The 13582-nt window shown below is 42.4% G+C and carries 12 protein-coding genes and 1 pseudogene; 7 read left to right on the top strand and 6 right to left on the bottom strand.

Annotated features, from left to right (window positions below; all coding sequences use genetic code 11):
* Positions 1-41 precede the first annotated feature (41 nt).
* Entirely contained in the window at positions 42-1118 is a 1077-nt protein-coding gene (locus D1367_RS06120) for a glycosyltransferase family 4 protein (protein WP_118164593.1), read from the bottom strand.
* A gap of 225 nt (positions 1119-1343) precedes the next feature.
* Here D1367_RS06120 and D1367_RS06115 point away from each other — a divergent pair, with 225 nt between their 5' ends.
* From D1367_RS06115 to cobJ, 6 genes and pseudogenes are all read left to right on the top strand, one after another.
* Positions 1344-2843, top strand: a complete 1500-nt coding sequence (locus D1367_RS06115; protein WP_118171158.1) for an acyl--CoA ligase — start codon at positions 1344-1346, stop codon at positions 2841-2843.
* Between the two features lie 40 nt (positions 2844-2883).
* Positions 2884-3273, top strand: a complete 390-nt coding sequence (locus D1367_RS06110; RefSeq protein ID WP_118164590.1) for a hypothetical protein — start codon at positions 2884-2886, stop codon at positions 3271-3273.
* Positions 3274-3519: 246 nt separating this feature from the next.
* A complete protein-coding gene (locus D1367_RS06100) occupies positions 3520-3702 on the top strand; it encodes a type II toxin-antitoxin system HicA family toxin (protein ID WP_228674622.1) in 183 nt (60 codons plus the stop codon).
* A 182-nt stretch (positions 3703-3884) separates the two neighbouring features.
* On the top strand, positions 3885-5177 hold the full coding sequence (locus tag D1367_RS06095; RefSeq protein WP_118164586.1) for a DNA methyltransferase: 1293 nt from the start codon (positions 3885-3887) through the stop codon (positions 5175-5177).
* 36 nt (positions 5178-5213) lie between these two features.
* Positions 5214-6077 (top strand): DNA methylase, encoded by an 864-nt coding sequence (locus D1367_RS06090; RefSeq protein WP_118164580.1) that lies wholly within the window; start codon positions 5214-5216, stop codon positions 6075-6077.
* Positions 6078-6102: 25 nt separating this feature from the next.
* A pseudogene (gene cobJ, locus D1367_RS06085) lies at positions 6103-7825 on the top strand (precorrin-3B C(17)-methyltransferase).
* 651 nt (positions 7826-8476) lie between these two features.
* On the opposite strand, the gene D1367_RS06080 reads toward cobJ, so the two are convergent.
* Complete coding sequence (locus tag D1367_RS06080; RefSeq protein WP_118164572.1) at positions 8477-8800, bottom strand: hypothetical protein; 324 nt, start codon at positions 8798-8800, stop codon at positions 8477-8479.
* A 64-nt stretch (positions 8801-8864) separates the two neighbouring features.
* Here D1367_RS06080 and D1367_RS06075 point away from each other — a divergent pair, with 64 nt between their 5' ends.
* A complete protein-coding gene (locus D1367_RS06075; RefSeq protein WP_118164567.1) occupies positions 8865-9221 on the top strand; it encodes a hypothetical protein in 357 nt (118 codons plus the stop codon).
* 136 nt (positions 9222-9357) lie between these two features.
* On the opposite strand, the gene D1367_RS32665 is transcribed toward D1367_RS06075, so the two are convergent.
* The 4 genes from D1367_RS32665 to D1367_RS30515 form a co-directional block, all read right to left on the bottom strand.
* Entirely contained in the window at positions 9358-9492 is a 135-nt protein-coding gene (locus D1367_RS32665; protein WP_267313644.1) for a hypothetical protein, read from the bottom strand.
* 331 nt (positions 9493-9823) lie between these two features.
* The gene (locus tag D1367_RS33225; RefSeq protein WP_410477539.1) at positions 9824-10003 is read right to left on the bottom strand and encodes a hypothetical protein; all 180 of its coding nucleotides are present in this window, start codon (positions 10001-10003) and stop codon (positions 9824-9826) included.
* Positions 10003-12915, bottom strand: coding sequence for a glycerol-3-phosphate acyltransferase (locus D1367_RS06065; RefSeq protein ID WP_118164561.1), 2913 nt, complete (start codon positions 12913-12915; stop codon positions 10003-10005). Before D1367_RS06065 ends, D1367_RS33225 begins: the two co-directional genes overlap by 1 nt.
* Positions 12916-13091: 176 nt before the next feature.
* Positions 13092-13268, bottom strand: a complete 177-nt coding sequence (locus D1367_RS30515; protein WP_181985234.1) for a hypothetical protein — start codon at positions 13266-13268, stop codon at positions 13092-13094.
* Between the last annotated feature and the right edge of the window lie 314 nt (positions 13269-13582).

The raw sequence follows: 13582 nt of genomic DNA, 5'->3' as shown, positions 1-13582 counted from the left end.
TTTTTGTTTACTTTAGACAAGCTTTATTGAGAATATGGCTCTCAACCTACGACTGATGCATAAATGTATTTTAAAGATGTAAGATAAGTGTTGATATCTAAGTGTTTAACACTTAGGCGTGCATTATTTCCTAGAGATATTCTCAAATTTTTATCTGCAATTAAAGATTGCATTGCCTCTGACAAATGTTGAATTTCACCCGGATTCAGTAATAAACCATTCTGGTTTTGAGTAACTACTTCGGGTATTCCTCCTACTTTAGTAGTTATGACAGCTAAACCCCAACTCATTGCTTCTAGTAGTGCCATCGGCAAACCTTCGTTGTAAGAAGGTAAAACAAATACATCAGCTTTAGCTAAAAGCTCGTCGCGTTTTTCTTTGTCTACCCAGTCTAGGATAGTGATGTAGTCAGCAAGATTTAGAGTTTGAATCAAACTACGAGCTTTTTCTACATCTCCATCCCCTGCCATAACCAACTTTGCTTTACTTTTGTCTTGGGCAGGTATAGAAGCAAATGCGTTAATTAAATCAAATGCACCTTTGCGCTGACCTATGCGCCCTAAAAATAAGAAAAATACCTGGTTAGAATCTACACGCTCTGGGATTTGGGCGGGAATTCTTACCGCGTTAGGAAGAACAATAACTTGCTCTGGCTTCAAACCAAGATTTTCGATATAGAATTTTTTCCAGCTATCTGATAAAACAATAAAACGGGTACATTTTCTAAAAGACCAACTTAGCCATTGCTTAAGCAATTCAGGAAGCTCAGAGTAAAACAAATGAAAGTCAGCACTATGAGCATGAATAATTAGCGGCTTTTGAAATAGCCAACAAATAAGACTAGTGATTGAGTGACGAAAAGCGCTACCTCTCTCTGAAACATGAACATGAATTAGGTCGGCTTTTTTATTTAATAAGTTCCAAAATAACTCCCCTATTGCCTGCAAAAAGACTAATACTTTCTGGGGAGCAGAGCCATTCGGTAAAGTAGTAATATGTGTAAATTTAATATCAGAAGTAGCTTCAGTAGCTTCTTCAAGGATGAGCTTTTGCACAGAAACTATTCCACCTTGCCGCTCCAAGCTTTCGCCTAACATAGTAATTTTTATAGGACTCATAACAAAAGAGCTTATTTAGGGTAGATAAATTTATCAAATATTTATGTGCCGCACACCCTACTTAAACTATGATTAAGTTATGTATTTGTCAATGATAGTAATTAACAGTTTTAATGTAATAAATATTACCATGTCGCCAAGGACATGGCTCAATGTTGTTTACCGGTGGCGCGTACTTTATTCTTAAAACTGATTGAATCATCTGTTGACAGAGTGAAAAAACTAATGAACTTATTTGAGCTTTTAGCAGGGGAAGACAACGATCTAGCCCTAGTTACGCCTGAGGGGCGATCGCTGACTTATAAGCAATTACGCGAAAATATTGTTGAACTCGTATCCCAACTCAACAGCTTTGGATTGACACGGGGAAAACGCATAGCCATTGCCATGACTAACGGTTCACCAATGGCTATTACCTTTTTGGCTGCCGCCCTGTGTGGTACTGCTGCACCCCTAAATCCCAAATACAAGCAAGACGAATTTGCCTTTTACTACGAAGATACTCAAGCAAATGCCCTGATTACTTTGTCTGAGGAACCAGAAGCAGCGATCGCCGCCGTCACACCCGACATGATGCTGATTAATGCCAAGGTAAACACTGATGGTACATTGAGCTTTGAATTAGTCAAAACAGCCTCAAAACCAGCAGAATCCTCGAATTCCGCAGCCCCCAACGCCGATGATTTAGCGATGATTCTCCACACTAGTGGCACTACCAGCCGTCCCAAACGTGTGCCGATTCGTCATCGCAACTTAATCGCCTCAGCCAACAACATCATTGGTGCTTACTCACTCACAGCAGATGATATTACACTTTGCCTAATGCCCCTGTTCCACATTCACGGATTAGTCGGCTGTTTGCTGGCAACTCTCGCATCGGGTGGCACATTAATTTGCCCTAATGGTTTTAATGCCTTGGAATTTTGGAAACTGGTAGATACTTACAAACCTACCTGGTACTCCGCAGCCCCAACCATGCACCAGACAATTTTGGCCCGCGCTAGCCGCAACACAGAAATTGTCAAAGCTAATCGCTTTCGTTTCATTCGCTCTAGTAGCGCTCCCTTGGCCCCAATTATCATTGAACAACTAGAGGCAACTCTTAATGCTCCCGTCCTGGAATCTTACAGCATGACTGAAGCATCTCACTTAATGACTACTAATCCCCTACCGCCAAAAGTGCGGAAACCGGGTACTGTCGGTTATGGCTTCGGTGTAGAAGTCGGCATTATGGACTCCGAAGGCAACTTATTATCTCAAGGAAACTTGGGCGAAGTGGTGGTAAAAGCACCCAATGTCATCGATGGCTACGAAAACAACCCGGAAGCTAACGCCACAGCTTTTGTAAACGGATGGTTCCGCACAGGAGATCAGGGTACACTGGATGCAGACGGCTACCTCCGCTTAACTGGACGCATTAAAGAATTGATTAACCGGGGTGGGGAAAAAATTTCTCCTTTAGAAGTGGATGATGTTTTGCTGCGCCATCCCACCGTCGCCGAAGCCTTAGCATTTGCCGTCCCCCACAAATCTTTAGGAGAAGATATCCATGCTGCTGTTGTTCTCAAGGGAGAAGTCAGCGAAAAAGAACTTTTAGCTTACTGTTCAACCATGCTGGCAGACTTCAAAGTTCCCAAGCAAATTCACATTTTAGATCAACTACCTCGTGGTGCTACCGGGAAATTGCAACGGTTGGCTATGGCGAAATTGCTTAACCTAGCCTGAATCAGCGATACACTAAGGAAAATTCCTTGAGGAAGCTTTGATGGCACGAGCAAACGCGGTTACAAGTGAAATGTCTGCACAGGAATTGCCTACAATATCAAATGAAGATACAGTGACAATTGAAGATTTACCGGAAGCAGTGGAAGATGTCCAGGATATTGACGACATCTTGAACTCACTCAAAACCTTACTGAGTAGCCTAGAAAAACTCCAAAAAGTTCGGCAGGAAGTGGGCGATATCAAACCCTTAATCGGGCGGATGCTGGATGGAGAACTGGTTGCTGGTGAAGAACTTGAGCAACTCAAGGCAGGTGTGAGCAGTCTTGCTCGCCTTGTTAAGGCTTATAATGACCATCAAATAGCGTTGGCTAAAGCACAATCGGCTAGAAACTTGCTAGATCAAGTCCTTAAAGAGCGGAAAGCGAATTGAAATAAGAAGCGATCGCATTTTTTTTAAAGAGGCGATCGCTGTAAATTAAAAGACTACACCACTGTTATCCGTCCCGATAAAATGGTACATTTGTTGCCTATATACCAGTGATTTTCGGTTGTCATGCTTGAAGACAAACGCCAGATGAGGCCCGTCCTGAACTTGTCTATGTTTTTGAAATGATTTAGGAAGAATACGAAGAACAAGGACGTTCTCTACCCGAAGAAGTTGAACTGGTAATTGCAAATGCTAGCTTTAGCTAGTGAATTAGAACGGGTGGCGCGGAAACTTGGTTTTGAAAAAGTGCGACAAGAAAGACTCTCATGCTCGTTGGCAACATCGAGATGGACGAGCAATCACAATTCCTACACATTTTATGAAATTCTAAAGCAGTTGGATATTACAGAGGAAAATTTTAACCAACTGTGATAAATACTGTGTACTAGTACCGCAAGGCGGAAGTCAAAAGTCAAAAGTCAAAAATAATATGGAGTAAGCTTTTTAACGATTGGGAATGGTTGGTTTATTTACGCCGTGCTGTACTAGTATTGCAAAGCCGTATTTTACCTATTTATTGTCAAGCGATAATTTAATAAATAATAACTATCAAAATGAATCAACAATTAGAACTACCATTCGAGGAATTTTATTCTTGCACTTCTAAACCCTTAGACAGTTCATCTACATTCATTAATAACATGAAATTACCAGTTCATCGCTGGTTTAGATTTAGTGCAGGTTTCTCTGCACAATGGGTTGAAACTATAATTAGCCAAGCTAAAGAACGAGGAGAAATTACTGTCTTAGATCCATTCTCTGGTTCTGGTACAACTTTACTCGCATCTGAAAAGCTTGGAGTTGAATGTTTAGGAATTGAGGCTCATCCCTTTGTTGTGCGTATAGCAAGAGCTAAACTTTTATATCAAACTGACGCTGATGCTTATCTTGAACATATAAAAAAAGTTATAAAATGTGCCGAAAATGTTCAACCATGTGTAGATACATACCCAAAACTGATTCATGAATGCTTTAGTATATCTTCACTTGAGTCTCTAGATAGATTGCGCCAATCTTGGGAAAAACTTGCTGATGATTCATCTGAATCTCAGTTAGCTTGGTTAACGCTTGTATCAATTCTTCGTCATGTTTCTCATGCTGGAACTGCACCTTGGCAGTACATTTTACCAAATAAAAAGAAACAATATTCAATAGATGCAATGTCTGCTTTTGGGCTAATGGCAGAGAGTATAGCTACAGATATGAGAATTGCCGGAAAAATTGCGGCTTCTGTTGCTTGTCTTATTCAATCTGATGCTCGGACTTGCCAAGGTGTACCTGATAATTTTGCCAACTTGGTAATCACTTCACCACCCTATGCTAACAACTATGACTATGCAGATGCTACACGTCTAGAAATGTGTTTTATGAAAGAAATTTCTGGTTGGGGTGATTTACAAAGTGCGGTGAGGCAATACTTAATTCGTTCATGTTCGCAGCACGTAACCAATAAGAATGTAAACCTCGATGAAGTTCTAGCATCTCATGAATTATATCCAATTAAAGCTAGTATTATTGAAACCTGTCACAAATTATCCCAAGAACGACATTTGCATGGAGGTAAAAAGAATTATCACTTGATGATTGCCTGCTATTTTTTGGATATGGCTAGAGTTTGGATAGCACTTCGCAGAGTCTGCAAAAGTCCTGCAACAGTTTGTTTTATGATTGGCGATTCTGCTCCCTATGGTGTTTATATTCCGGTGATTGAATGGATGGGTTTATTAGCACAAGCAGCAGGGTTTAAATCTTTTAATTTTGAAAAAGTTCGTGACCGCAATGTAAAGTGGAAAAATCGCAAGCATAGAGTTCCTCTTTGCGAAGGTTGTTTGTGGGTTTACGGGTAGGGTAATCACAACACAAATTATTTTTGCACGAATGTAATGGCAGAGTCGTTTTCACATAAATGGGGTCAGATTTTAGGGCATTTCATCCAGGAATTTATTCGTGAGACACTTCAAAAAGTGGCTGATGAACATGGTTTTTACTTAGATTTTCAGAGAAAGCGCAAGGCACGAATCACTAAAAAGGTATCATGGCAGGATCGCTACGGTAATTATCATGACCTTGACTATGTATTGGAACGAGGAGGTACAGAAGATACTCTTGGTCTTCCAGTAGCATTTATTGAGACTGCGTGGCGGCGTTACACCAAGCATTCTAGAAACAAGGTTCAAGAAATTGAAGGAGCGCTTATTCCTTTGGCAGACACCTATAGTCACCTTAACCCATTTTTAGGAGCTATTCTAGCAGGTGTGTTTACTCAAGGAGCGCTTGACCAATTAGAATCTAAGGGCTTTAAAATTCTTTATCTTAAGTATGAAAACATCGTTAAATCATTTACATCTGTTGGGATAAATGCATCTTTCAATGAAAGTACGCTAGAAACAGACTTTTCAAATAAAATTGAGCAATGGAAAAAATTATCAGAGCAGGATATTACTAACATCAAGAATCAAATACTAAGTCTTGAAAAATTCCAGATAGATAAATTTATCAATACCTTAGAGCAGTCATTTGCTAGACTAGTCCAACAGGTAAATGTCATTGTCCTACATGGGCTATCTCAACAAAGTGCTACTGTCGAAAATGCTATTGAATATATTCATAATTATCCAGAAAATCAATCTACATTTGCTCCAGCATTAAAATACGAGATTGATATTCGTTATAATAATGGTGATTTAATTCACGCCATATTTAACAATAAAATTGAAGCACTCAAATTTCTCAGAACATTTATTTAAAGTGCTAATTATTCGTAATTAACTAATGATAAACGTTGCACCCGCCATTATAATACTAGGTCAAAATAGCGTCACAGTAGCACGCAAAATCATCACAGTCCTACCAGGGGCGACACTATACGGTCTAGCCGATCGCACATCGGGAGTTGATGTCAGCTTTACTAACTTTGGCGAGACGTTGCGCGAGTTATTTGCCCAAGGAACGCCGCTAATTGGCATTTGTGCCGCCGGCATTTTAATTAGGACGCTAGCTCCCATCCTCTCAGATAAACAACAGGAACCACCAGTGTTAGCTGTGGCTGAAGATGGTAGTGCTGTTGTTCCCCTCTTGGGCGGACTTGGTGGGGTAAACGATTTGGCCCGTCGCATTGCTGAAGCCCTTGATATCAAACCTGCAATTACCACCACAGGCGATATACGTTTGGGCACAACCCTGTTATCTCCTCCCCCCGGATACCATTTAGCAAACCCAGACGATGCGAAGAAATTTATCTCAGATTTACTAGCTGGGGCACAAGTTAAACTAGAAGGCACAGCACCTTGGTTAAGCGATCGCAAATTGCCCATAGATCCAAAGGGAGATTTGACCATTCAAGTTACAGAACGTTTGGTGACTCCTACAGCCAACTGCCTTGTCTACCACCCCGCAACGATCGCGATCGCAATTAGTGCCCCCATTGATGATGCAGTCACTTTAGTACAACAGCTACTAGCTGATGCCAAACTAGAAAAAGCATCAGTCGCCGGCATATTTGCACCCATCACCGCCGCCGCCGATCCCGCAATCCACGCCGTAGCTAGCGCCTTCGGAGTGCCTGCCCGCTTTTTTACCCCAAATCAGCTAGAAAGTCTGTTATCACAAGGTTATAGCCCCGCCGAAGCAATAGCGATCGCAGCTACAGGCACATCTCCCTTATCTTCCTCATCTCCCCAGATAGCGATCGCCATTGCCCCCCAACCAATAGACCCCAACACCATCGGTCAACCACGCGGACGGTTAGCAATTATTGGCACGGGCCCTGGTGGATCGCAATGGATGTCTCCCGAAGTGAAGGAGATACTCAAGTCGGCAACTGATTTAGTAGGTTATAAAACTTATTTAGATTTAATTGGTTCTCTGGCTGATGGCAAGCAACGGCATGAGTCCGACAACCGCGAAGAAGAAGCACGGGCAAAAATGGCCCTTGATTTGGCGGCATCTGGGCGATATGTAGCTGTAGTTTCATCTGGTGATCCTGGTATCTATGCAATGGCAACAGCAGTTTTTGAAGTGTGCGATCGCTATGCCTTACCCGAATGGGACACTATTGACATTCATGTAGCCCCAGGTATCTCCGCCATGCAAGCAGCAGCAGCAGCCATTGGTGCGCCCCTTGGGCATGATTTCTGTGCTATTTCCCTGTCTGACATCTTGAAACCTTGGTCTGCGATCGAACAACGAATTGCTGCTGCTGCTGAGGCTGATTTCGTAATTGCTTTCTACAATCCTGTTTCCAAAGAGCGTACCTGGCAACTAGCAGAAGCGAGAAATATTTTGCTGCGACATAGAACACCGGATACCCCAGTAGTCTTGGCCCGGAATCTCGGTAGAATCAGGGCAAACGGTGAAAGCGATCGCACTTGACCAGTTAGAACCAGCAAGCGCTGATATGCGGACAATTATTCTCATTGGTTCCACAAAAACCCGAACCATCAAGCGCAACGATGGTAATATCTGGGTTTATACGCCGCGTCGCTATACCGAATAGTAAGCATAAGCGGCGCTGTCAGCCAAGAGAGCTAGGGAGGCAAGATAGGTACTTTTTTAAGCTGACAATTCAACGGTATCTGGAAAACCTCACTTCTATTTCTCTCTTGCTTTAAGGAGAGAGACTTTGAATTTTCCCCCTTAGAGCGACGAGTTGGGGGTTAGGTTTTTCGTGCGCTTTTCCACATCAGGTGAAAAGTCAGTTTTCTAAGAGGTTATTTATAAAGTAATACCAATTTGAAAAAAGAATACGACAAATAGACCACTTGTAGAGACGCGATTCATCGCGTCTTTACCCAAGGATGGGTTGCAATCATTAATTGAAATGGTATAAAAATAAAATTTCTGTAGGGTGTGTTAGGCGCATATTTTCGATATCATTGGTCACGAAAAAGATAATTTAAGCGCCTAACGCACCGCCACATAATACGGTGCGTTAGGCTAAAGCCATAACACACCCTACCTTTTGATTGACTTCTAATCGAATACACGTAGAGACGTAGCACTGCTACGTCTCTACAAGGCTTTGGGTTTTATGTATAGGACTCCGATTTGATTTCTGAAAACATACTGAGACTGAAAAGCCCGTTTTATCAGGGTTTTATCTGAAATCTTGTTCAAAAATCAGATATGAGTCCTATATGTACTTCATTTACCTGAAATCTGCTGTAACTTCTGCTTTGAAGTTTCCGTGTTTCGTGCAGCCTGTAGCAACTTCTGTCTTCCCTGTAATAACTTCTGCTTTGAAGTTTCCGTGTTTCGTGCAGCCTGTAGCAACTTCTGTCTTCCCTGTAATAACTTCTGCTTTGACGTTTCCGTGTTTCGCGCAGCCTGTAGCAACTTCCGTCTTCCCTGTAATAACTTCTGCTTTGACGTTTCCGTGTTTTGCGCAGCCTGTAGCAACTTCTGTCTTCCCTGTAATAACTTCTGCTTTGACGTTTCCGTGTTTGGATTTTGGGCTATTCCTGATAGACATTTACTTGTAATGTAAGATTTAATCGGATAATCTGAGCGATCGCAATTGTTTTTTAAGAAAACCAATGAACAAATTCATACTGAGTTTACTTTCTTCTCCTGTGCTGATTAGCTCTATTCTCTCTATGGGAGTAATGCTCAATCACGCACAAGCTATGGAGCCAGAACCAGCAGCCAAAACCACAGATCGTCTATCTTGTATACGCAATAAACATAAAGTGGGTTTAGTATGTGCAAGGGCTTCCGTATTGGCTCAAATTCCTAACTATCAGCGTGAAATAGAGTTTTCTCAAGAAGATGCTCCCATGCTGGAGTTCAATGACGAAGAAAGTAATGTGGCAATCAACTTATTTGGCTGCGATTGTCCTGCTTGTATAAATTCTTTACGTCAGATGCGCGGCGCGACACCTTTGGTATATTAGGATTTTACAAATTTAACTTTGGGGAAAAGTTGGGATCAATGTGCAAAAATATACCGTGGCTTCTATAAAAACAGCCAGAACCTCTACATGGGGTAGCAAGTTTCTGGCTGGTAAAAAACTAAAACTTTCAAGCGAACTAAGTAAGTAAGTCGGCACAAGTCTCACCTGACCGAAAAGCAGTCAGGTGAGACTTGTGCCGATAAGTTACAGAATATCCGATATCTTCATGCCACACATGCACCTTTTCTGCATATTTGAGTGCAGTTTCCATACCTGGAGAATGCACTTAGGCGATCGCTCTATTGCAGAAAACTGTATAATTAACGAAGATTCGCTTGTCTATCATCCATTAGCGCTCTTTTATTACTCTCTCTGAAAAAATAAAATATTTGTAGGTTGGGTTGAACTTTAGTGAAACCCCAACAAAATCAAGGATTCTTGGTGTTGGGTTTCGTTCCTTAACCCAACAAAAGCCTAGATTTATAAAAACTAATCAGAAACCAATGTTTCTGATTTTTACCTCGTGAGAGTCATAAAAGAGCGTTAGTTAGGTGACAATACGCTTGGGTTAAGGCTAAAACTCTGTTATCCAAGTCAATTTTTTAACGAACCGCCAAGGCGCAGAGGACGCAGAGAGAAGAAAGAGAAGGAAAAAATTGCTTAACTGAACTGTATTGAGTCAGGTGAGGCAAATCGCCGAAGCGTAGCATCACCTTTTTCTTGATTTCGGCATTGTGAGAAACAGATTCTTCTGGCAAGTTTTTCAAAGAAGTGGTAATCATTAGGGTCTTAAATCGTTAGATAATTCCACAATACCCCTAGAGCCATCAATCCTTACCCGTTGACCATCTTGCAGTAGCCATGTAGCGCCGTGAACATCCATAACTGCGGGAATCCCATACTCACGAGCAACGATCGCACCGTGAGAAAGCCGCCCACCAGCTTCGGCAATTAATCCTCCAGCCTTTAATAACAAAGGGGCCCAGCCGGAATCTGTGTAAGGTACTACCAAAATCGTATCTCGATCAATCTCCGGCACGTCTTGTAAATTTCGCAACACCTTCACCCTGCCTTCAGCTTGTCCCTGACTGGCTCCAATCCCTTGTAAAATTTGGTCAGAGTAAAGTGCAGAGGGAGCTAAGGGGTGAGGGGGTGTATTGCCGTAGACTAAAAGAGGTATTTGAATGATCTCACTATCTTGGGCAAATTGCGATCGCCTCGATTCCACTAACTCATCTAACTCTTGAATTAACCTAGAATCGTCACCCACAATTAAACGCCGCACTTCATCAAACTCTAGAAAAAAGATATCTCCTGTTTTCTTAAGTAAGCCGGACTTTAACCAAATTTTTTCTAAAGCGACAAAACTCCACCGCAATTCAGCCAAAAGCCGTGAATAAACTTCGGTAACTCGTCCCTTGATATCCACACGCCGTTGCACAAATCCACGTTTGCGCTTACCAGCAAAAATGCTATTAATTGCGTCTTTAGCGCCTGATTGTGGTTCGTTCCCCTGCATTAACTGCACAAACATCTGCTTAATCATCTGGGGATTTTCCCGCCAAGTAGGAACGGAAATATCTGTTCCCACTTCACTTAAATAGCCGTAATCCTGAAGTAATTCGTCAAATTCTCGCAGGATCTTTTCTCCCTCTGGGGTTTGCTTTAATTGCTCAAATACCTGCTGTGGCTCAAACTCAAGCAATACTTGCTTGGCATCTGTTGCTATTGCACTGAGCGATCGCAATGCCGCCACCTCTGGAGTAACGCTATGATCAATTTGCCCATCCTTTACCCGAAAAATCCCCTGGCGGAGGGCAGCACTCAAGGGAGCTAAAATACTGTAGTATGTCCCATGCCGCAGCAACTCTAAAATAAAGTCAATTCTGATTAGCAACTTGGCTGGTTCCCAGTTATCTATATCTTCTTGTGCCAACTGCGACAAACCAGGAATGAAGCGTTTGTGATAATCCTGCTTGAAGTCTTTTTCTAAACTTAATTCCCGCCTCAGCAACTTCCCTAGTCCTGGCAAATTCTGCAAAGTTGACTGTAAGGATGGTTTACTTAATTTAGCTCCTCTAGTTAAAAATTCCAAACTTTCCGGTGGCAATCCCATGCGGAGAAAAATATCTCCTAACAGGGACGCATTAAAGTAGGCTCTAGAATAGTGTAGAGTTGCTGTTTCAGTAAAATCTAATCCTAAAGCGCGATCGCCCAAAACTAGAGTAAAAAAGTCTCCCCAAACTCCACAAGTTAAGGGACGATTAATCGACCATGTTAAGGGGTGAATTACTCCGGGAATCACTTCGGCGGCGATTTTGCGTGTCCAGATTGGTAGTAGAGTAGTGATCGGTCGAGATTGCAACACCCAGAGTGTTTGACCGTCGTAACTCCATTCAATATCTTGAGGAGTGCCATGATAACGTTTTTCGAGTCGATGAGCTAAGTATGCAACTTGCTTAATTAATGCTTGGGGGACTCGTCCTTGACCCTCTAATTGCACAGAGGAAGAATTTTCTGTTTCAATGACAAAAGCGCGATATTGTTCTGGTGTGACTTTTCCCGAAACGACTTGCGTCGGGCTACCGGGAAGGGCTTCAATGATGATCGCATCACCTTGCTGAGTAATAGGATCGCGGCTGAAAGCTACACCAGAATATACACTCTGGACTTGTTGTTGAATCAACACAGCCATTGCTGTATCCTTTAAACCGCGATCGCGCCGATATTGGACAGCAGATGGCTGATTGTAAGAAGCTTGAACTTGAGCGATCGCTGACTGTAATGCCTCTGGGCTGGTAACATTTAAAACTGTTTCATACTGTCCAGCCGCAGAAGCCTGTTGTGAATCTTCTCCAATGGCAGAAGAACGTACCACCAAGGGAGATAATTCTGATGGTTGGAGAAATTCTGTCAACACTTGGGGATTGTCGATTGGGGCTAGTACCCATCCCTTAGGGACTGGATAACCCCAGCGCTTAATTTGAGATAATGTAGCCGCCTTTTCTCCGACAATGGCAGCATCCAACTCTTCATCTAAAGAAACCATCGCGCGTTGGCGTAGCCCGTCGTAGACATCGCCGCGTAAAAATTCTAACATCCCTTGCGATTCTGTTTGTGCCTCTTGGGCTGGCAGATTCATATCATCAGGAATTTTAGTATAAATCCAGCCCATTAAACCAGCTAAAGCAACAGCAGCAAGTATTCTGGGATAATCGCCAAGGTGCAGAATCATCACAAACAGAGGAAAGAGAAGCAAAACCCCAAATTTTACTACCTTTCTCGATTGCAGAATTGTAAAAGTAATACCTGCAAAGAAGGATACAAATATTGCAACCAGTGGATCATGTACGACAAATCCCCAGACAACATTTGTCGTACCTGCCCCTCTACCTATCCAGTATCTACCTATTACCAGAGCGATCAGGGCGAGCAATTCCCAAGACGATCCCTCTGGGAAAAAAACCCGACTGAGTAAGACTGCTGCAACTCCTTTCAAAGCTTCTGACAATACTGCCAGAATTCCGACAAACTTACCGCCATGATAAAAGGCAGCTGATACACTAATGTTTTTTGTACCAACTTGTGATAATTGCTTGCCTGTTAGCGCGTAAGAGATCCATGCAATCAGGGGTAATCCGCCCAATAGGGGGCAGGCAATTAAAATAACTAAGACACCCCAAGGTTCAAACATTCGTGATTTTGGACTTTAGATTTAAATTTTCCATCTAAAACCTTAAATCTAAAATCTAAAGTTTTTCTAAAATTTTTGATGATAATTAGAGCGTTTTTATTTACTAGTTGCTGAAGGGACACTTGGCTACGACGGCAACCGTTTAAGACAAGTGTCCTTCTAAGCCACTAATGGTTTTAGTTTAGCGCATAGGCAGCTTGCAGCGCCCAGATTATCAGAGCAGCGATCGATCCCAGAAGCAACACGGTAGAGATAGTGACTACTTTTGGGGAATCTGCACCCTCAAACTTCATAATTCCGCGATTTAAGTCGGACATAGCTTTGTAATCCTCTTGTGTTGGAGCATGAAACATTTGTCCGTTTTGATTGTAGTCCTTCTCTTTGCGGATGACGTTAAATTCCTAATATTATTTTGTTTCAGCTTTGCAATTTTTCCATCACCACAATTGCTTACTTCTTGAGAGGTATTTAGTTTGATTTATACATAATGTGGGGAGTGGGGAGTGGGGAGTAGGGAGTGGGGGATGAGGGAGCAGGGGGAGCAGGGGGGACAAGGTGATTTGAGTGAGAACTTGCAACGAGTCTTTCTCCTTGTCCCCAAGTCCTCTTCCCTATTCCCCATTCCCTATTCCCCATTCCCCACTCCCTACTCCCTACTCCCTACTCC

The sequence above is a fragment of the Nostoc sphaeroides genome (genome assembly GCF_003443655.1).
Lineage (GTDB): Bacteria > Cyanobacteriota > Cyanobacteriia > Cyanobacteriales > Nostocaceae > Nostoc > Nostoc sphaeroides.
Note: the sequence above shows the minus strand (reverse complement) of the source record. Positions and strands in the feature narration are given on the sequence as shown.

Bases quoted from the DNA above. Each gene is read 5' to 3' on its own strand.
- D1367_RS06120 (WP_118164593.1), bottom strand. From the start codon at position 1,118: ATGAGTCCTATAAAAATTACTATGTTAGGCGAAAGCTTGGAGCGGCAA.
- D1367_RS06115 (WP_118171158.1), top strand. From the start codon at position 1,344: ATGAACTTATTTGAGCTTTTAGCAGGGGAAGACAACGATCTAGCCCTA.
- D1367_RS06110 (WP_118164590.1), top strand. From the start codon at position 2,884: ATGGCACGAGCAAACGCGGTTACAAGTGAAATGTCTGCACAGGAATTG.
- D1367_RS06100 (WP_228674622.1), top strand. From the start codon at position 3,520: ATGCTAGCTTTAGCTAGTGAATTAGAACGGGTGGCGCGGAAACTTGGT.
- D1367_RS06095 (WP_118164586.1), top strand. From the start codon at position 3,885: ATGAATCAACAATTAGAACTACCATTCGAGGAATTTTATTCTTGCACT.
- D1367_RS06090 (WP_118164580.1), top strand. From the start codon at position 5,214: ATGGCAGAGTCGTTTTCACATAAATGGGGTCAGATTTTAGGGCATTTC.
- D1367_RS06080 (WP_118164572.1), bottom strand. From the start codon at position 8,800: ATGTCTATCAGGAATAGCCCAAAATCCAAACACGGAAACGTCAAAGCA.
- D1367_RS06075 (WP_118164567.1), top strand. From the start codon at position 8,865: ATGAACAAATTCATACTGAGTTTACTTTCTTCTCCTGTGCTGATTAGC.
- D1367_RS32665 (WP_267313644.1), bottom strand. From the start codon at position 9,492: ATGGAAACTGCACTCAAATATGCAGAAAAGGTGCATGTGTGGCATGAA.
- D1367_RS33225 (WP_410477539.1), bottom strand. From the start codon at position 10,003: ATGATTACCACTTCTTTGAAAAACTTGCCAGAAGAATCTGTTTCTCAC.
- D1367_RS06065 (WP_118164561.1), bottom strand. From the start codon at position 12,915: ATGTTTGAACCTTGGGGTGTCTTAGTTATTTTAATTGCCTGCCCCCTA.
- D1367_RS30515 (WP_181985234.1), bottom strand. From the start codon at position 13,268: ATGTTTCATGCTCCAACACAAGAGGATTACAAAGCTATGTCCGACTTA.